Raw genomic sequence first — 20883 nt, 5'->3', positions numbered from 1 at the left:
AATAAAAATACATACCTTATGAAATAAGAAAGATGATATTTTAATGGGCGGATCTATTATAAATACTTCTGCTGAACAATCATTAATGAATAAATGAATATCGACCTAAGCAAGATCTTTTGCAGTTTTGAAGTGTGAAAGAAAACTTACTTTGCTATAACAACTGGCGTAGGTAGTGGGAAATACCATCTGGAGCTAAAATCCTTTGGGGTTAAAACTATTAGCTTTCAACACGAGAGAGAGAAGCAACACTTTCAGATATAGGATAATCTTTTAACTTGATGACCCTGTAAACAATCTAGTTAAACTAACGGGTGCGGTGCGATAGTTTAATAAAAATGTCTAAAATAATCTATCTATTTTACAAATTTTTAAAAAACGATAGATTTTAAACATAGTAATCATGCTGATGTGTTGAATTTTAATTTAATCATCAAAAAAAATTGATGAATGCTTGCATATTACTAATGATTTGTAATATACTCATCATATCAAAAAAAATTGATGGAAAGGAATGTCGCTTACATGGAACAGTTTTTTACTTACGAGAAGAAGTTTAAAGCATTAGCTGATCAAAAACGCCTAGAAATTATGTATGAACTCTGCCAACGTGGGGAAACGTGCGTATGCGATTTATCGGATATCTTTGATCTCCCACAATCTAAATTATCCTATCATCTAAAAATATTATTGGATGCTGGTTTAATTACAAAAGAAACTAAAGGCAGATGGAATTACTATGACCTTAATGATAATGAAGTGAATCATTTATTATCTGAAGAACTATGCTGCATTTTTAGAAAAACAGGTAAAGGGAGCTGTTGTTAATTTTTTTAACCTATACATCAATTTTTTTTGATATAAAAATTAGGAGGAATGAAAAATGAATTATGTTCACGTTGGAATCAATATTACTAATCTTGAGGAATCCATTAACTTTTATGAGAAAGTTTTTGGTGCTGCTCCAGTTAAGGTGAAAAGCGATTATGCTAAATTTCTTCTAGAAAAACCTGGACTTAACTTTACTTTGAATGTAAGAGATGAAGTAGCTGGGAATCAAGTGAATCATTTTGGATTTCAAGTTGCTACATCTGATGAAATTGCAGAACATAAAAATAGATTAGAAAATCAAGGTTTTTTTGCTCGTGACGAAATGGATACTACATGTTGTTATGCTGTGCAAGATAAGTTTTGGGTAACAGATCCTGACGGTAATGAATGGGAATTCTTCTATACTAAAGCAGATGTCGAGTTAGAAAAAGTCACTTGTTGTGGGGAATAAAATATAACCATTAGATTTATATACCGGAGGTTTTCACACTGACATGACATTTTTAGCAACGATGATTTTTATCACAACACTTGTATTAGTCATTTGGCAGCCGAAAGGATTATCTATTGGTTGGTCAGCATGCGGGGGAGCATTCTTAGCATTATTAATCGGGGTAGTTGATATTTATGATGTTATAGATGTTACTTCGATCGTTTGGAATGCTACCCTAACTTTTATTGCAATTATCATTATTTCACTTATTTTAGACGAAATTGGCTTTTTCGAGTGGTCCGCCTTACATATGGCAAAAGCAGCTAAAGGGAATGGAGTAAGAATGTTTGTGTATGTGGTCTTACTTGGTGCTGGTGTTTCTGCTTTCTTTGCAAATGACGGTGCAGCCCTTATTCTTACGCCAATTGTTTTATCAATGGTAAGGAATTTAAACTTTACTGAAAAGATGATTTTCCCATTTATTATTGCAAGTGGGTTTATCGCAGATACGGCTTCGTTACCTTTAGTAGTGAGCAACTTAGTTAACATTGTTTCAGCAGATTTTTTTGAAATAGGGTTTGTGGAATTCGCTTCTAGAATGTTTGTTCCAAATCTCTTTTCAATTACTGCAAGCATATTCGTTTTATACTTATTCTTTAGAAAAAGCATTCCAAAGAATTATGATCTTTCGCAACTTAAAACACCAAATAACGCCATTAAAGATAAAAAGATGTTTAAATTATCATGGGTTATCTTAAGCGTTCTTTTAATAGGCTACTTTGGAAGTGAGCTTATAGGAGTTCCAGTTTCTATTATTGCAAGCATCATTGCCCTAATATTCTTATTAATCGCGAAGCGAAGTCCAGTTGTTAATACAACGACCGTTTTAAAAGGTGCACCTTGGAACATCGTATTTTTCTCTGTTGGGATGTATGTTGTTGTTTATGGTTTACGTAATGTGGGTTTAACAAGCCTATTAAGTGATGTTATCCAACATGCTGCGGATCAGGGACTATTTGTGGCAACAATGGCCATGGGCTTTATTGCAGCTATCCTTTCTTCAGTAATGAACAACATGCCAACGGTAATGATCGATGCATTAGCAATCTCAGACACCAACACAACTGGTGTAATAAGAGAAGCCTTAATTTATGCAAATGTAATCGGTTCAGACTTAGGACCAAAGATTACTCCTATCGGATCACTTGCGACTTTATTATGGCTCCATGTATTGTCACTTAAAGGAGTAAAGATTTCTTGGGGAACCTATTTTAAGGTAGGGGTTATCTTAACTGTTCCGACCTTATTCATCACACTATTGGGACTATATATTTGGCTACTATTCATACATTAACTTACAAGGAGACAACATTATGACGAAGAAAACCATTTATTTTTTATGTACGGGTAATTCATGTAGAAGCCAAATGGCTGAAGGCTGGGCAAAGAAATACTTGGGAGATGACTGGCAAGTTTATAGCGCAGGAATTGAAGCACATGGTTTAAACCCTAATGCAGTAAAAGCGATGAAAGAGTCAGGGATTGATATCTCCATACAAACATCAGATATAATTGACTCTGAAATTTTAAACAATGCGGATTTAGTTGTTACGCTTTGTGGTGATGCAGCAGATAAATGTCCTGTAACACCTCCGCACATTAGAAGTGAACATTGGGGGTTTGATGACCCAGCAAAAGCTATGGGAACTGAAGAGGAGAAATGGGCATTTTTTCAACGTGTAAGGGATGAAATAGGAGAAAGAATTAATAATTTCGCTGAAACAGGAAAGTAGATAACCTAAAAACCAGGAGATTTATACTTTCTTTGTTTTCTTTTAACAAGGCTCTGTTATATTTTAATGTTGAGAATCAAACAAAATAATGGGGGACCTCGATAATTGTAGGTTTCCCTTTACTGTTTCTTGTAAATAACTAACAAACTTCCGATTTAACCTCAATATCAGGCTTATAATTCATTGTTTTATATAGACAACTCCCATAGTACCATCTAACCATCTATATAGATTAAATGAATTATGAAGGAAATAAATTTGGAATAGGTATCAAAAATCAACAGTAACCTTATCTGTTTAACATGTTGGTAATGGGAAATAGGTATTATTGCATACAAGACTAGTATTATGAGAGAAGTAATTCCCCAAAGTTAAATTTTAAAGAAGAACAAAACTTTAGAAAGATTTGCTTGCTCCGTTGTCTGTTCATCAATGATAAAATTATGATTGGTTTAATAAAATTGAGGGGTTACATGGTGAAAAATACAGTGTTTATAGATAGTATGACTTCTGAGGACTGGTTCCAAGTCAAGTAGATATACGCTGAAGTATAATGATTTGTATCAAGTTACAATTCCTATAAAAAGCTCAGCTCACTATGAAAGTAGCAATGTCGCAATTCATTTTGAGACTAATGGAAAAGTTGACTCCTACAGTGAACTTCTAATTCAAAAATCCGATATTGGAACTTTCCAAACAATATTGTATATTAATGGAGAAGAGGAATTTAACGAAGTAACTAATGAAGCCTTTCATACTTACGATGAATACATAGAATCTCTTCAAGTTGGTATAGCTCCACTTGGTTTTGATTTCGGCAGCTTTATAAGATGTCTTGGCCTTCCATCTATTGTTGGCTGGCTATTAAGTAGTATTTGCGGATTTGCATGCTGACAGGTGTACTTTGCGTCCCATGTGTAGCTGCTGGTCTAGGAATGAGTACTGGAGTCATTTGTAGTTTCTGTTTGAACTGGAGTCTTGGTAGTTAGAGAAGTAGTAAAAACAAATATAAATTCAGGTGGGAAAAAGATAACCAGTTATATAGGAAACTTAGGTAAAAGTAACATATTATGGGGCTCTTGAAGTGACTATAAAAAGGTCAAAAGCAATGGTCAAACATATGCCAAGATAGGAAATAGACTATATTCTAAACATGCTGTTGACTGAATGCAACCTAGGGGGAATAGATATGGAAGTCAAATTACCCAAGCAGGTGGAGACTATGGTAGAGCTGTTTTTACTATAATTACAAGGTAGATGCTTAAATGAGAGAAAAAAATTATATTATACACTTATGTCAAAAATTCAAAGATAGAGAATATAGTCTGGTTGATTTTCAAAAAAGGATAGAAACTGCAAATTTTCCCGAGGAATTAGTTGAACTTAAGCAATGGATATTGAATGAATTAGAAGAAATACGATTTACAAAATTAGAGACTAACTATTATGATTATGGACTAGAGGTAGTAAATTCAATATTAAAAAATTTAGACTGATATTTTAAACCCGGCATTATACGTCTTTTAAGGTTTTTAGTAGGGTTGAGTACCGAATGAAAAGCACTACACAATGGATCATTCAGACATAACGTCATTAGCAGTAGAAGGGTCAGTATTTTGATTATTTTATCTAGTTTACATAATATATATTATCAGAACCAATTGATTGAACTATATAAATGGTCTCAATTACAAAGTATACTTAATGAAATGAGACAAAAAAAGAAAAATGAGTTTTTGAGATCATTTTTCTTTTTTTGATTTTTGATTTTTGTAAATCTGTTTGAATTGTTTAGTCGCTAGACAATGATGAATCATTTGTGTTTAGTTTGTGTTTGGTTAGTGTTCTATTGCTTAATTTATCATTTAATGATTTACTTGTATATTTGTTGCATTCTTGTTGCTTCTTATTTTAGTTTACATAATATTATTATTGTCTTTTTATTTCGTTTTGCTCCATTGTTTGTTCATTTCGCTGACCATATTGTTTAAGTAATTTCTTGGTGTTCCGTAATAGATTATTTTGTTAAATGCGTCAAAGTCTGATTCGAAATAGATATATATTGGTGCATCCAATAGCCATGGATAGTTCTCAATGAATGTTCGATCTCCATAAATGATCGCTCTAATTGCATTTTGTAATTCCTTTTGAAAGATTAAAAACCTAACTTTCGCATGCTTTTCATCAAAATCCCCGTTTGATACATGTACTTTTCCATAAAGTGCATATTGCCCCATTCGTGGAATCCATTCAGCTAAAACTTCGTCTCTTAGTGAAAAATTCACTTTGCTTTTATCGTAAAATGTACCAATCTCTAAATACATTTCTCCAGTTGTATCAGAGTGAGTTAGCGTATATTTACGATGATCGACCGGTTTAAATGATGTTGCTGGTGCTAAGAATGAGACTGTTAGTTTTGAAGGGTCGAATGTGTTCATAATAAACGACTCCTTTTCACACAAGATGATGGTACTTTTTTCTTTATAATATGAAATGGTGCCGATTATGTGCCAAATGCCTATTTTCTTGTATGATCTAAAACCTTTAAGCTAACTAGTTGCCATTCTCCGTTCGTATATCGCCAAGTAGATTCAATATTTCCAATTTGATCAGCGTGATACGCCCCACTTATGCTTTGAATTCCTTTTAACCCAAACTCATTTTCATTTAATTTAATAGGCTTCATGGAACTGTATGGATCGATCATAAGCTCCATTGGTTCATTTAATTTTCCATCTTTTTGATAAAGCCCAAGCTCATCATATTCTTTTTTACGCTTTTTTAAGTCGAATAAAAACGACTCCCCAGTTTTTTCAATAGTGATTTTTGCTTGATAATTGTCTAAAAACTGACTAGTTGCAACAATTGGTTCAGGAACGTGTAAATTCTTTAGTTTATATTGTTTTAATGTATATAAATAATAATTTGATATGCCCCCACTACCACCAGTAGCAATGCTAATGAACATATCTTTTACGCCATCATTATTTATATCTACAAGCTCTACTACGGGCTCATAGCCACCATCCAGCTTCGATTTATACTTTTTCCCATTGCTTGCTTGAATTTCTAAGAATACTTCTTTTAGAAATTCAGAATCATCATCATATCGTACACCTTTTAAAAGGATTGTATCTTCTTTTCCTTTTCCAGTAACATCTGCCTTAACTTCACTTAAAGTGATTGTCTTATCATTTCCTCCAGCAAATACTCCTGTGAAAGTCGTTATTGACATAAAAAAAATGAGTGACAGTGCCGCTAGCATTTCTTTTTTTAACATTGTTATCCTCCGATCTATACATGGATAACATTACTATGTGTATTTATTTAAAAATTATACAAAAAAAGAGGAGGGAACATTCGTTTCCCCCTCGCGTTTTTGTGACATTTTATTGTTTCGGCTTTTTATCCCATGCTTCGACCCCGTCAATTTCTGGGATCGTATCAGCGTAAAACTGAGGATCTTTTCCTTGCTTTCGTTGCATTTGATAGTCTTTTAATGCTTTGAATGCAACCTTCCCTAATAAGGTAATCGCAATTAAGTTAATAATGGCCATTAGAGCCATAAATACATCAGCTAAACTCCAGACTAACTCAAGGCTTGCAATTGAACCGAAAAATACCATACCTACAACACAGACTCGATAGATTGTGATCAATGTCTTACTTTCCTTAATGAACTCGATATTTGTTTCACCATAATAATAGTTACCAATTACAGATGTAAACGCAAACAAGAATATAGAGATCGCTATAAAAATACTTGCCCATGAACCAAGATGGGTAGAAAAAGCAGCCTGGGTTAATTGAACTCCTGATAATTCTGATGATGTAAAGTCACCAGCAAGAAGTATCATAAAGGCAGTCGCTGAACAGATAATAATCGTATCAATAAAAACACCTAGTGTTTGGATTAACCCTTGTTTTACAGGGTGAGTAACTGATGCTGCTGCAGCGGCATTCGGTACACTCCCCATACCTGCTTCATTGGAAAATAATCCACGCTTTATTCCCATCATAATTGCTGCTCCTAGCATCCCGCCAGCCGCTTCTTGTAAACCGAATGCGCTTTTGAAGATGAGTGAGAACAATTGTGGTATTTCTGTAATATTAATTATTACCACAACTAATGATACTGCTAAATATATTAATGCCATAATTGGAATGAAGATTTGCGATACTTTCGCTATTCTTTTAATCCCACCAAATATAATAATAGCTGTTAAAATTGCTAAAATAATTCCAACTATAAATGTATCGGTACCAAATGCATCTTTAAATGCAAGAGAGATTGTATTTGATTGAACAGAATTAAATACTAGTCCGAAGCAAAAAGTAATTATAATGGCAAATATTATTCCCATCCATCGTTTCTTTAATCCCTTTTCCATATAATACGCTGGTCCGCCTCTGAATCCTTCTTTATCTTTCACTTTATAGATTTGTGCTAATGTACTTTCTATAAAACTAGAAGCTCCTCCTAATAATGCAATAAGCCACATCCAAAAAATTGCTCCTGGTCCTCCCATAGCTATTGCAGTAGCAACACCTGCAATGTTTCCTGTACCTACACGTGATGCTGCGCTTATACAGAATGCTTGGAAAGATGAGATCCCTTTTTGCTCACCTGCTGTTTCAACTGGTTTATCGCCAAGTACACGAAACATCTCTTTAGTTAGTCTAAATTGTACAAAATTGCTCTTGATAGTGAAATAAAGCCCAACTATTATTAAAAACCCAATTAAAATATACGACCATAAAAAATCGTTTACAGTACTTATGATTGATTCTATCATTCTCTTGATGCACCTCCAAAATCAAAAATACTTTTCTTACTTTAACAGATTCGCTATGTGAGTTCAATTAGAAACCGAATTGATTGAAATTTGGGTCAATATTTTACTCTAAAAAACTTTTATGAGCAAAATAAAAAGCCAAGAATGTCGTAAACAACATTCTTAGCTTTATTTTTATGAAGGCTGCGGGTCATTTTCCTCTTGCGACTTCATTAAAAACAGATTTTTCGCCTTTCCATTTTCTGTTTCATCAAGAATAAATGAACCATTTGAATAGCGATCGTTTGCGCGTAGCTCTGATACAGCTTGCTCAATGATCTTTCCATTTTCAGTCTCTACGAGCACTTGATCATTTCGTTTAACAATCAATGATCCTACAATACGATGCGGATTACTCTTTAGCTCACGAAGCATGACAACACCGCGTTTCGCTCTACTTGTTTTTTCAAATTCAGCAAGCTTCATTCGTTTGATCGCACCTCTTTGGGTAACAACGACAATCGAATTCGATTCATCAGAATCAATCAGTTGACCTGAGACGACAAAATCGCCATCTTTTAGATTTATTCCCTTTACTCCAGCTGCACGAACCCCAATTAAGCTTACCTCTTCTTCACTAAACCATAAACCATACCCTAATTGGGTCGTTAAGAATAGATCATATTGGCCATCCGTTAAATGGACGTCAATCAACTTGTCGTCACCTTTTAAGTTAATGGCAACGAGTGGCTTAGAGTGTCTTTGTGCTTTGTAGCCGCTTAATTCGGATTTCTTGACCATTCCGTTTTTCGTTACAAACAAGAAGTACTTAGGCAACGTAAAATCCTTAATAGGGAACGTTCGAATAATACATTCATCACGCTCAATCGGAATAATATTCGCGATATGCTGACCAAGATCCTTCCAACGGATGTCTGGAAGTTGATGCACAGGACAGTAGAGGAAATTCCCCTTATTCGTAAACATGACAATAACGTCCGTTGTATTCATTTCATGCTGATGCAATAGTAAGTCGGATTCTTTCATTCCGAAATCTTGGCCATTTGATGCGGCAAAAGAACGTAATGAAGTCCTCTTCACATAGCCTTCTCTCGTAACGGTAACCATTACATCTTCACTTGCAACTAGAACTTCAAGATTTATTTTTATCTCGGATATTTCAGCCTCAATTTTAGTTCTACGTTCGCTTGTGAACTTTTTCTTTACTTCTTTTAACTCTTTTTTAATAACAGATATTAGCTTTTTATCACTCGCTAAGATTGATTGTAATTCTTCGATTACTTTCGACAATTCCTCTGCCTCAGCTCTTAATGCCGTAATATCCGTATTTGTTAGACGGTAAAGCTGCAACGTGACAATTGCTTCTGCTTGCGGCTCAGTGAAATCATACTTTTGAATCAACTGCTCTTTAGCATCTTTTTTATCTTTAGAAGCACGAATTGTAGCAATAACTTCATCTAATATGGACAAAGCTTTTATCAAACCTTCTACAATATGTTGCCTAGATTGGGCTTTATGTAAATCAAATTCAGTACGCTTTGTAATTACATCTTTTCGATGTGAGATGTATGCGTCAAGCAGAGAAGTGATCCCCATTAGTTTAGGATGCTTATTATGAATAGCAACCATATTGAAATGATAAGGAATTTGAAGATCGCTGTTTTTGTATAAGTAATTCAGAACACCTTCAGGATCAGCATCCTTTTTTAATTCAACAACAACGCGTAATCCAGTTCTGTCCGTTTCATCGCGCACATCTGCTATTCCTTCAACCTTACGATCAAGACGAAACTCGTCAATTTTCTTCACTAAATTGGCTTTGTTCACTTCATAAGGAATTTCAGTTATCACAATTTGTTTACGCCCGCCTCGAATCTCTTCAAAATCTGCCTTCCCACGGATAATGATCTTCCCTTTTCCAGTTTCATAGGCTTTTTTAATACCATCGATTCCTTGAATAATTCCACCAGTAGGGAAGTCCGGACCTTTTATATGCTCCATAATTTCATCGACCGTACATTGAGGGTGCTCAAGTCGTAAAATGACACCGTCAATGACTTCACCTAAATGATGTGGAGGGATTTCTGTTGCATACCCTGCTGAAATTCCGGTAGATCCGTTAATCAATAAGTTTGGAACCATTGCTGGTAACACTGTGGGTTCATTAGCTGTATCATCGAAGTTCGGGATAAATTCGACCGTACGTTTATCAATATCTTTAAGTAACTCAGAAGAATAAGAAGACAATCTTGCTTCTGTATAACGCATTGCAGCTGGAGGATCTCCATCAATGCTTCCATTATTCCCATGCATTTCGATTAATAAATTTCGAACCTTCCAATCTTGACTCATCCGGACCATCGCATCGTAAACAGACGTATCACCATGTGGGTGATAATTCCCGATTACGTTACCAACTGTTTTAGCAGATTTACGAAAGCCTTTTTCTTGCGTGTTTCCATCAACATGCATTGCAAATAGAATTCTTCGTTGAACGGGTTTTAGTCCATCCCGAGCATCTGGCAATGCACGTTCTTGTATGATGTACTTACTATAGCGACCAAATCGATCACCTAAAACATCTTCTAAAGGGAGGTCACGAAACTTCTCTGCTGAACTCATGATTCATCCGCCTCCTCAAGCACTGTAATATTTGCGTTTTCTAAAATGCTGCCGTCTTCTTCTAATCCGAAGGCAACATTTGCTTCAATCCATTTACGACGTGGCTCAACTTTATCACCCATTAACGTCGTAATTCTTCGTTCTGCCCTCGCAGCGTCATCAATTTTTACCCTGATTAATGTACGGCTTTCTGGATTCATTGTTGTTTCCCACAGCTGGTCTGCATTCATCTCACCAAGACCTTTGTAACGTTGAATCATATAGCCCTTACCAATTTTCTTAATGGCATCCTGTAAGTCATCGTCGCTCCAGGCGTATTCGATGACTTCTTTTTTTCCTGTCCCACGGCTTACCTTATATAACGGTGGCAATGCAATATATACTTTTCCAGCTTCAATTAACGGTTTCATGTATCGGTAGAAGAATGTTAATAATAGCACTTGTATATGAGCTCCATCGGTATCTGCATCAGTCATGATAATGACTTTATCATAATTCGTGTCTTCAATATTAAAGTCCGCTCCAACTCCAGCACCGACTGCATGTATAATCGTATTAATCTCTTCATTTTTAAAGATATCACCAAGCTTAGCTTTTTCAGTATTGATTACTTTACCTCTCAATGGAAGAACTGCCTGGAACTTGCGGTCACGCCCTTGCTTTGCCGAGCCACCAGCTGAATCTCCTTCGACTAAGTATATTTCATTCTTCTCAGGGTTTCTTGATTGAGCAGGTGTTAGTTTACCAGAAAGAACGGCTTCTGAGCGCTTTTTCTTCTTACCACTTCTCGCATCCTCCCTAGCTTTTCTGGCTGCCTCTCTCGCTTGATACGCTTTGATTGCTTTTTTAATAAGCAGAGAGCTTGTTTCTGGGTTCTCCTCAAGAAAATAAGATAAATGCTCTGAAACAACCGAATCAACAGCTGAACGAGCTTCACTTGTTCCTAGCTTCCCTTTTGTTTGCCCTTCGAATTGTAAAAGATGCTCTGGTACGCGTACAGAGATTATGGCAGTGAAACCTTCACGAATATCGGCGCCATCCAAATTTTTATCCTTTTCTTTAAGCAAGCCGACTTTACGAGCGTATTCATTGAAAATACGGGTCATGGCAGTTTTCGCACCAGCTTCATGCGTACCACCATCCTTCGTCCGAACATTGTTTACAAAGGATAAGACATTCTCTGAATAACCGTCATTAAATTGAAAGGAGAACTCAGCTTCAATTTCGTTCTGCTGGCCTTCAAGACTAACTACTGGGTGAAGAACATCCTTTTCCTCATTTAAATAAGAGACGAATGCTTCTATCCCATTTTCATAATGAAAGATTTCAGAATCACCCGTTCGTTCATCGATGATTTCAATTTTCAGTCCTTTTAATAAAAAAGCAGATTCTCTTAATCGTTCACAGAGGATTTCATAATTATATGTAGTCACTGAAAAAATTGACGTGTCTGGTTTAAAATGAACTGTTGTTCCTGTTTGGTTCGTCTTGCCAGTTTTCACTAAAGTAGTTGACGGTTTCCCACCATTTTCAAACGATTGTTCATAAACGAAGCCATCTCGCTTAATTTTAACGTGCAGCCATTCTGATAATGCATTAACAACCGATGCACCAACTCCGTGAAGACCTCCACTCGTTTTATAACCACCTTGTCCAAATTTTCCACCTGCATGTAAAACAGTTAAAATGACTTCAGGAGTAGGTTTTCCAGAACTATGCATCCCTGTAGGATAACCACGTCCCTTATCTTGGACGCTAATTGATTGATCTTTATGTATTTTGACAGTGATCTGATCACCATATCCTGCTAATGCTTCATCAACTGAATTATCAACAATTTCATATACTAAATGATGCAATCCACGTGAATCTGTACTCCCGATATACATACCTGGACGTTTTCGGACAGCCTCCAGACCCTCTAGAACTTGAATCGAATCATCATTGTATTCGTATGTGTTTTGACTTCTTGCCACGAACATACCCCTTTCTTGCTAAATCCCAAACTTACTCATTTCTTTCTCCTCAGAAATAAAGTCTTTTATTTATTTATCATATCATGATTAATAGGAAGAGACGGCATTTTACTCATTATGAGTAGATGCTCTCTGACTTATTGTAGCGATTTATTGGGCTTTCGCAAAGAGATTCATGTAAATCTTCCAATAAAAGCGTACATATTAACATTTATTTCATTTTAATTACAGAAAGTCAATATAAAAATTGGTACAGCACTGTGAAATTAGTCTCATTATTAACAATATAAAAAACAAAAGACCCAATTAACTAGGGTCTCTTCTCTGTGTCTTATGAAGCATTTATTCTTTATCTAGTTAATGCATGTTCTACTTTTATACAACGATCCATGATCACAGTATAGCCTTTGTCTTTTAGTAATTGAAACACTTCTGGATCAATTACACCAAGTTGTGTCCAAAAGACATCTGCGTCAATTTGGAGAAACTCTTCTGCTAAAGCTGGAAGAAATTCTGATCTTCTAAACACATTTACAATGTCGATATGTCCTTCAATCTCTGTAATAGATGCGTATGACTTCGAACCTAGCACTTCAGCGACATTTGGATTAACAGGAATAATTTCATAACCCGCATCCTGCATAGCTTTAGACACCATAAAAGAGGTTCGTTCTGGATCATCACTTAAGCCAACAACTGCTATCCTTTTTGATTTCTTTAAGATTTGACCAATTTCATTTCTCGTCGGATTTTCTATAGCCATCTGATCTCTTCCCTTCGGAATATTATTGAGCTTCCTCTTCACGATTCAATGTTAAAGCACTCCAAGCAGTTTCATCTGCAAAATAACGACTCCAAGTAGCGATTCCAGCTAAATCATACTTTTCCGCTAATTCCGCTCTTTTTGAGAGTGATAACTGATCTTCTAGCCAAATTTTATAAGTTGCTTGTTCTACCTCATTATAATACTCTGCATAATTCTGTCCAGTGACTGGATCGTATTTAGGCTCAACATCATGTGTATCAAGCCATTCTTGAACTTTCCCCATCGATAAAGCTTGTGATGAGATTTCACCACCATCCTTTACTTCCCATAGACGGGCATATAGAGGAACACCTAGTAGCATCTTATCATTAGGTATGAGCTCGAGCAGTTTGACTAGGTTATCTTCAACCCAAGGAAGTGATGCGACACTACCTGCTACTGGTGAGGTTGCCCAGTGTTCGTCATAAGCCATCACGGCGATATAATCAACTAATTCTGCTAGCTTTTCTCGTTCATAGAATTGCGACCAGTTGCCACTGCTTGAAAGAAAAGTGACATCCATTGAAACAATTAACCCCGCTTCGTGAAAATATGGGGTTGCTTCACGTACAAATTGAGTAATCAATGGGCCATCTTCTACATTCACATTCTCAATGTCAATGTTTACTCCGTCTAACTCATAGATTTGGCTGTAGTGAAGCAATTGTCTTATCATATATTGCCTTGTATCAAATGATTTAAACGCTTCATGTGTTAATACAGGATCAAATGCATTAGAAAACAATCCCCATATTTGATAGCCTTCTGATTTTGCCCAATTTGAGAATTCAGTAGAGCCTATATTTTTAATCGTGCCATCTCCTGAAGCTAACTCAAACCAAGTAGGAGAAATGACATTTACACCAGGCATCGTTGGCATTTGCTGAGGGGATGGATTTTTAGTATATACAGCCTCCCAGGTTAAATGAATCGGACCGTCTATTTTTGGTAGATTTGGAATATAGGGCTCATGATCAATTGCAATAGTGACAACTTCTGTTGGTTGAATCATTTCAGTAAGTAAATAGCCACTATGTCCATTTGCTTTTCGAATAAAGCTAAAATCATCGCCTAATTCCTCGATAATGATCTCCTCACCATGCGTCACTTCTGCGTGATAAGGACTTTGTAGTGTAGGTTCTTGACGAATTCTTTGCTTATGAGTGTTTTCCTTATCTATGATAACTTCCCCGTATTGAATGACTTGCTCATCAGATAAAATTAGGATTGCATTTGTTCCTTCTAACCTCTCATATTCAATTGGATAATATTTTAATAAAGGCTCTATCGCGACAAAAGTTGTATCACCAATATGCTTAATTGATGAGAAATGCAACTGTACTTCTTCCTCATTTACATAATAAGTTAGGGAATGTGACGGCATTTGTACAACTTTATTTCCCGTTGTAACAATCACTGAATCTGTTTCTCGATCGTAAAAAATTCCCTGATCGATTTCATTTTGTAAAAATGCCAGTGGAACGTAAACTTGTTCATCTTCAAGCAGTCCTTCTCCTTTATGCTGTCCATTTATTATAATCGGGTAATCGCCAGGTAAATCATTTACCATTTCCTCAGACGGAGAAGGCGATATCAAATAAATTATCGCAGATATTGTAAGTAAGAAAAGGAAGAGAAACCCTATTAATATTGTATTCTTTCGAATTGATTTCTTCTTACGATTTGTGTCTAGTATTGTCATTATTTCAGTCCTCCCTTTTATATGGTATCGGAGATCACTGTGAATGAAAAGATTTTTCCATTCTGTTGTTTCTAGATCCTATAAGAAAAGGTTATTTCTCATTATTTGAAGTTCCATATATGGTATTTTTATGATATCCTTTATGCTAGCTCTATATGGACGGACATAATTATCTATGAAATTGAATAGAATGAAAAATAGATTTTCAAAACCGATAGTGTACATCTAAATCTCATGATAAAATAGAAGAACTGCCCAATTAAATGTGAAGGAGTAAAAACGTGGAAGTATTTGCAATTATTATTTTATTCGCTTATTTACTTGGATCGATTCCGTCTGGATTAATTATTGGAAAAGCTTTTTATGGAATTGATATCCGTGAGCATGGAAGTGGAAATCTTGGTGGAACAAATACATTTAGAACTTTAGGCAAAAAAGCTGGTTTAATTGTTACAATTGCAGATATTTTAAAAGGTACAGCAGCTGTTCTCCTCCCTTTCTTGCTTCAAGTAGAGGGGTTACATGCACTTATTCCTGGTGTAGCTGCAGTAATTGGACATATGTACCCTGTCTTTGCAAAATTTAAAGGTGGAAAAGCAGTCGCTACATCCGGTGGTGTTTTGCTTGGATATGCGTGGCCAATGTTTCTTCTTATGTTTGTCATCTTTGCAATATGTCTTTACGTAACAAAATATGTATCATTGTCGTCGATGTTAGCCGCAATCGCAGCAGTAATCTATGCAGCATTTGTACAAGATGTCCCTTTATTAATTGTAGTTGCAATATTGGCTACCTTTGTTATTTATCGACATCGAGCAAATATAATGCGTATTAAAAACAAGACTGAGCCAAAAATTAAATGGTTATAAATAAGTTAATTAAGCTAATTTTGAAAGAAAAGAAGGATTCGGGTGATATTTATTCGAATCCTTCTTTATATTTTTATTTTCTTAAATCTATAGCAAAAATCGGTCGTTTTTCACAAAAAACATTGCTCACCAAACGAATTTTTTGTTCGTTATTGTAAACGAATGTAGATTTTTGTTATGATAATAGTTATAAAGTCGCAGCATCAATCATCAAGTTTTCAACAATTCATAACATAATCCGATTTTGATTGTCATAAAAATATAGAAATATGTAATGTTAGGATGGTTACAAAATGAACCAAAAGAAGATAAGTAAACTCCCTTTCCCGCATTTCACGCTCAACTATGACAATCTAATATTGTTTACATCAATAAAAGATCGTAGCGTTTACATTGGAAAAAGCTTTTTAGATTTTTTAAACGAAGACGATCGTCTTCGTTTTATTCAAGCAAAAGACTCTAAAGAATATGATACATTTCAATTAAATTTGCATAATCAAACAACATTGTATCGTCTCTATTTTTCTCATGATGATGAAGGCACGCATGTTTTCTGTTTTCAATTAAAGACAGATGATGTTGATGAAAAGAAGTATGATGATTATGAAATTGAGTATAGTTTAAAATTAAGCCGCCTTGCTGCAAGCATGGCTCATGAGATTCGGAATCCACTTACAACAGTCAAGGGGTTTTTACAACTTCTTAAACCCCAGCTAGAAGCGATCGGAAAAGGTGAGTATGCTCAAATTGCCTTAAGTGAAATTGAACGAGCAAATACAATACTCTATGAATATTTAAATATTACAAAGCCGCAAGTCCATTCTAAAACAGATATAGACATCATTAAGTTAATCAAAGATATTTATATGCTTTTTGAAAGCGAGGCAATTATTCACAATGTGCCAATCAATGTTCATATACCTAACGAGCGCTTGCATATACATGGTGATTCGATGCAATTAAAACAAGTGTTTATCAATTTGTTAAACAATGCAATTGAAGCAAGTGTGGGAAAAATGAATGCTTCGATCGATTTATATATTGAACATAATCATGAAAAAGTGGCAATTGAAATTATTGATTGTGGAAGTGGGATTTCCTCAGAGGATGTTGAGAAGATCTTTGACCCATTTTATTCTACAAAGGAAAAAGGTACAGGCATGGGTTTATTTATTTGTAAAAATATAATCAATGATCATCTAGGGTCATTGAACTGTCAATCAGAAAAGAATGTTGGGACGAAATTCTCAATTACATTGCCCTTGATTTAAAAATTTTTGAATCTTTCGAAAAAATGTCACAAAAATCCAACCATTATTGCCCTTTTGTATTGTAGAATAATTGTAGGAAGTATTTTATATGTAAAGGTGGGATTGTGTTGAAACTAGATAATCTTCATTACATGTTTGAAGTCGCAAATGATAAGAATCGTGATGAATTTTTACTGAATTTATTTCAAGCCGATCCTGGAATTGAGAATATAAACCTTCAACCAATTGCTAAAATCACAAATTTTGATGAGTTGATTTCATTATTTGAAAATGAACAACTTTAAGAGCAAGGCAATGCGCCTTGCTCTATTTTAAATAATCAATGCTGGCGTAATAAGAACTTCTTTTGCCCAAGTGGATCTCCTACATAATCCAATATTCGATTATTAAAGTATGCCTTATCATGATCATTAATTAGGAATACAATGTCCTTAACGACAAGTTGAAAATCATCTTTTAACGGCCGCTCCTCCAGAGACAGCTTAAGTTGAGGAGATCCTCAACCAATTCCCATAGCTAGTCGTACATAGAGTACTTCTTCTTCAAATTTCTTCTCAGCTGTAATAACCTTGTTTAGATAGATTGTAGCTGCTTCTGATATTGTTAAATTCATTACATTATCACTCCTTTTTTAATAATAATAATCTTTGTATTTTAATAGTAGTTTGATGTCTAATCGTGACAAGGATCAATTCTATAGCCCCTCTTTAAAGGAATCCAGAAACTTCTAAACATTCTCACCTCATCTAAAAAAGTAAGGATAAATTCCTATTTTTATATTATAGTAATGTTAATAAGACTATTAATTAGGAGTATTCAATGAAAAAGTTTATGCTGCCATCATTTATCATTTTTTTCCTTGTTGTATTATGCTCATTTCTCCTTTATAACATGTACCGTTCTGATTTACCAGCTCTGTCAACAATTAAGAGTTTCAATGCTCACTCGACTAACTATACTGTTCTTGAACCGAAAGAATATAGCATAAAGTTCACGCTTGGTGCTATTGGAGATATGTTAATCCATGATCGTGTATACGAGGATGCAAAGACGACTCATGGATATAATTTCACCCCGATATTTTCAGCAATAAAAGAAAGACTCCAAATTCCTGATCTATTGCTAGCTAACCAGGAAACGATCCTTGCAGGTGAAGAGTTTGGCATTTCTAGCTATCCATCGTTTAATACACCTCAAGAATTTGGATATGCACTTCTTGACGCTGGAGTGGACATCGTTTCAACAGCAAATAACCACTCTTTAGACAAAGGAGAAAAAGCTTTAATTTCCTCACTAAATTTTATGGATAAGATTGGTCTCTCTCACTTTGGTACATACAGAAGCTTCGAGGAACAAAACCAAGTAAAGGTTGTCCAAGTTAAAGGTGTGAATCTAGCATTTTTATCGTACTCATATGGGACAAATGGAATACCTGTCCCTAACGGGAAGGAATACTTAATCAATTTAATTGATCGGGACAAGATGTACGATGAAATCCAGCGAGCAAAAACAGTTTCAGACTTAATTGTAATGAGCATCCATTGGGGCAACGAATATGAACGGTGGCCTAATGAAGCACAAGTTGAGCTCGCCCATTTTTTAGCTGACGCAGGCGTAGACATTATTTTTGGTCATCATCCGCATGTTCTTCAAAAAATGGATTGGATCGAACTTAATGAAAGAAAAACGTTAGTAGTTTACTCGTTAGGAAATTTTCTCTCTGGTCAAATTTGGGATTATAAAGATATTGGTGGAATGGCCACAATTGATGTTACGGTACAAATCAAAGACGATAAGAAAGATATAGAATTATCACAGCCAGCCTTTCACCCTACCTATGTAGCAAATGACAACCGAACGAACTATCGAATTGTTCCTTTAGAAAACGCTGATCAGCATGGACTATCCGAAGCAAAAGAAAAATACTCTGAGATCTTGTCACATATGCTAGATGAACTAGATTAGAAGATTAACTACAATTATCACTTCAGACTGACGCTTTCAGCTAGCAAAAGAAAAAGTACGGCTGTATTAGTTAGTTAAGTACAATATCTTGTAACATTGTGGTATTACTTTCTTACAACATTCATCAAGTTTACAAGTGAGACTTGATTTTTTTAGAGTTTTCTTAAAATTGTAAGCCTCAGCGACTAGACGTTAGAAGAAGTTCTTCATTTCTCTCTTACTTCACAGATTTCAAATATTGCTTTCCCCTATGGACGAGCTGTCTTATGAAATACCTGCACACATATAATAAAAAGCGAGTAAGTAACCACTTAGGTTCACTTACTCGCTTCATTTTTTCTATCAAAAATTCACGCCATTTTTCCAGCTTTTTTATTATCTGTTCCATTAGCATAGAATGGTGTAAGAATATACCCTATAATACATCCTAGAATACCTGGAACGATCCAACCTAGACCAACTGAGTAAAATGGAAGGATTGTAGAGAAAAGCTTTTCAACTACTGGAATATCGATATTTGCAGCAAATAGACCATCAAAAAGTGCGACAATCCCTACGAATAGCATCCCAACTTGATAAACTCCTTTACTACCTTTAAATAATGGATGTAAGAATGTTAATACAAGCAATAAAATAGCTAGTGGGTAAATTGCTACTAACACCGGTATAGAAATAGAAATTAATTGAGTTAATCCAAAGTTTGCAATCGCTGCACTAAAGATTGAGAAGATAATAACAAACTTATTATATGAAAGCATAGGAATAATTTTTGTGAAATAAGATGCACAAGCTGTTATTAAACCAATACTAGTTGTTAAACATGCACCAATTACAATCAATGCTAATAGAATTCCACCGAATGAACCAAAGTAATGGTTAGACACTGCTGACAACACTGCACCACCATTGTCTAATAACCCAAGGTTTTCAACACTTGATGCACCAACATACGCAAGAGATGCATAAATGATTGCCAATAAAGCCGCCGCAATAAAACCAGCTTTAGTAACTGCGGTTAACATCGCTTTTTTTGTAGTAGCGCCTTTTTCACGTACTGCATTGATAACGATAATTCCAAACACGAATGCTGCTAATGCATCCATCGTTAAATAACCTTCTTGGAAGCCTGTGAAGAATGCATTTTCACTTAGAGCTTCTGTTGGTCCTTGGATTGCTCCCATTGGATTAAAGAATGCGACACCGATTAGGATTGCAATGAAAATTAATAATAATGGCGTTAAGTATTTCCCGACAATATCCACAATTTTTGATGCTTTTAATGAAAAATAAACAGTTACCCCAAAGAAAATAATTGAAAATGCTATTAATCCAATTGTTTGATATTCTGATGCAATGAATGGACGAATTCCAATTTCATAAGAAACTGTACCAGTTCTAGGAATTGCAAACAATGGTCCAATTGCTAAATATAATACGACTGAAAAGATAAGTCCAAATAGCGGACTAACACGACTTGCAAGCGATTGTAAATCACTTTTACCTGATAATCCAAGTGCAATTACTCCAAGTAATGGTAACCCAACGCCTGTAACTATAAAGCCTAATGTTGCTTCCCAAACATTAGAACCAGATGTTTGCCCTAACATTGCTGGAAATATTAAGTTCCCTGCCCCGAAAAATAGTGCAAATAACATAAAACCTACCGTAATAATAAATGAGTTGGAAACTTTGTTTGTCATTTCTTTTCCCCCTTGTGATGCTTCTAGCTCGTATTCGCAAATGTAAATACAAATAAGAATTTTCCGACAATTTAACATGTTATCTTACATATACCAAGAGTTTGTGGTATATTTCTACTA

General features: G+C 35.2%; 18 protein-coding genes. 10 read left to right on the top strand and 8 right to left on the bottom strand.

Features of this window, described 5'->3' with window-relative positions; genetic code table 11:
* Positions 1–525 precede the first annotated feature (525 nt).
* The 6 genes from AC6F34_RS01055 to AC6F34_RS01030 all read left to right on the top strand — a co-directional run bounded on the left by AC6F34_RS01055 (position 526) and on the right by AC6F34_RS01030 (position 4553).
* Positions 526–828 (top strand): ArsR/SmtB family transcription factor, encoded by a 303-nt coding sequence (locus AC6F34_RS01055; protein WP_500768087.1) that lies wholly within the window; start codon positions 526–528, stop codon positions 826–828.
* 55 nt (positions 829–883) lie between these two features.
* Positions 884–1282, top strand: a complete 399-nt coding sequence (locus AC6F34_RS01050; RefSeq protein WP_500768085.1) for an ArsI/CadI family heavy metal resistance metalloenzyme — start codon at positions 884–886, stop codon at positions 1280–1282.
* 43 nt (positions 1283–1325) lie between these two features.
* Entirely contained in the window at positions 1326–2618 is a 1293-nt protein-coding gene (locus tag AC6F34_RS01045; protein WP_500768083.1) for an arsenic transporter, read from the top strand.
* Positions 2619–2637: 19 nt separating this feature from the next.
* Positions 2638–3057 (top strand): arsenate reductase (thioredoxin), encoded by a 420-nt coding sequence (arsC, locus tag AC6F34_RS01040; protein ID WP_500768081.1) that lies wholly within the window; start codon positions 2638–2640, stop codon positions 3055–3057.
* A 558-nt stretch (positions 3058–3615) separates the two neighbouring features.
* On the top strand, positions 3616–3951 hold the full coding sequence (locus AC6F34_RS01035; protein WP_500768079.1) for a hypothetical protein: 336 nt from the start codon (positions 3616–3618) through the stop codon (positions 3949–3951).
* 371 nt (positions 3952–4322) lie between these two features.
* Positions 4323–4553, top strand: a complete 231-nt coding sequence (locus tag AC6F34_RS01030; protein ID WP_500768077.1) for a hypothetical protein — start codon at positions 4323–4325, stop codon at positions 4551–4553.
* Between the two features lie 444 nt (positions 4554–4997).
* Here AC6F34_RS01030 and AC6F34_RS01025 read toward each other — a convergent pair whose 3' ends face one another.
* From AC6F34_RS01025 to AC6F34_RS00995, 7 genes are all read right to left on the bottom strand, one after another.
* On the bottom strand, positions 4998–5495 hold the full coding sequence (locus tag AC6F34_RS01025) for a staygreen family protein (RefSeq protein ID WP_500768075.1): 498 nt from the start codon (positions 5493–5495) through the stop codon (positions 4998–5000).
* A gap of 80 nt (positions 5496–5575) precedes the next feature.
* Entirely contained in the window at positions 5576–6337 is a 762-nt protein-coding gene (locus tag AC6F34_RS01020) for a YybI family spore inner coat protein (protein WP_500768073.1), read from the bottom strand.
* Between the two features lie 109 nt (positions 6338–6446).
* Positions 6447–7853, bottom strand: a complete 1407-nt coding sequence (locus AC6F34_RS01015) for an alanine/glycine:cation symporter family protein (protein ID WP_500768071.1) — start codon at positions 7851–7853, stop codon at positions 6447–6449.
* Between the two features lie 174 nt (positions 7854–8027).
* Positions 8028–10475, bottom strand: coding sequence for a DNA topoisomerase IV subunit A (gene parC / locus AC6F34_RS01010; RefSeq protein WP_500768069.1), 2448 nt, complete (start codon positions 10473–10475; stop codon positions 8028–8030).
* Positions 10472–12451 (bottom strand): DNA topoisomerase IV subunit B, encoded by a 1980-nt coding sequence (parE, locus tag AC6F34_RS01005; protein WP_500768068.1) that lies wholly within the window; start codon positions 12449–12451, stop codon positions 10472–10474. The genes parC and parE overlap by 4 nt, the downstream gene beginning before the upstream one ends.
* Before the next feature lie 349 nt (positions 12452–12800).
* Complete coding sequence (locus tag AC6F34_RS01000) at positions 12801–13214, bottom strand: CoA-binding protein (protein WP_500768066.1); 414 nt, start codon at positions 13212–13214, stop codon at positions 12801–12803.
* A 22-nt stretch (positions 13215–13236) separates the two neighbouring features.
* Complete coding sequence (locus tag AC6F34_RS00995; RefSeq protein ID WP_500768064.1) at positions 13237–14958, bottom strand: glycosyl hydrolase family 18 protein; 1722 nt, start codon at positions 14956–14958, stop codon at positions 13237–13239.
* A 281-nt stretch (positions 14959–15239) separates the two neighbouring features.
* Between AC6F34_RS00995 and plsY the strand changes: the two genes are divergently transcribed.
* From plsY to AC6F34_RS00975, 4 genes are all read left to right on the top strand, one after another.
* Positions 15240–15827, top strand: a complete 588-nt coding sequence (gene plsY / locus AC6F34_RS00990) for a glycerol-3-phosphate 1-O-acyltransferase PlsY (RefSeq protein ID WP_500768062.1) — start codon at positions 15240–15242, stop codon at positions 15825–15827.
* A gap of 293 nt (positions 15828–16120) precedes the next feature.
* Positions 16121–17098 (top strand): ATP-binding protein, encoded by a 978-nt coding sequence (locus tag AC6F34_RS00985; RefSeq protein WP_500768060.1) that lies wholly within the window; start codon positions 16121–16123, stop codon positions 17096–17098.
* Positions 17099–17205: 107 nt separating this feature from the next.
* Positions 17206–17382, top strand: coding sequence for a hypothetical protein (locus AC6F34_RS00980; RefSeq protein ID WP_500768058.1), 177 nt, complete (start codon positions 17206–17208; stop codon positions 17380–17382).
* Positions 17383–17917: 535 nt separating this feature from the next.
* A complete protein-coding gene (locus AC6F34_RS00975) occupies positions 17918–19063 on the top strand; it encodes a CapA family protein (protein WP_500768056.1) in 1146 nt (381 codons plus the stop codon).
* Between the two features lie 350 nt (positions 19064–19413).
* On the opposite strand, the gene brnQ is transcribed toward AC6F34_RS00975, so the two are convergent.
* Positions 19414–20763, bottom strand: coding sequence for a branched-chain amino acid transport system II carrier protein (brnQ, locus tag AC6F34_RS00970; protein ID WP_500768054.1), 1350 nt, complete (start codon positions 20761–20763; stop codon positions 19414–19416).
* Between the last annotated feature and the right edge of the window lie 120 nt (positions 20764–20883).

It is taken from the genome of Niallia sp. CD-39, from assembly GCF_059874745.1.
The sequence above is the reverse complement of the archived record's forward strand: the minus strand, read 5'-3'. Positions and strand labels throughout refer to the sequence as shown.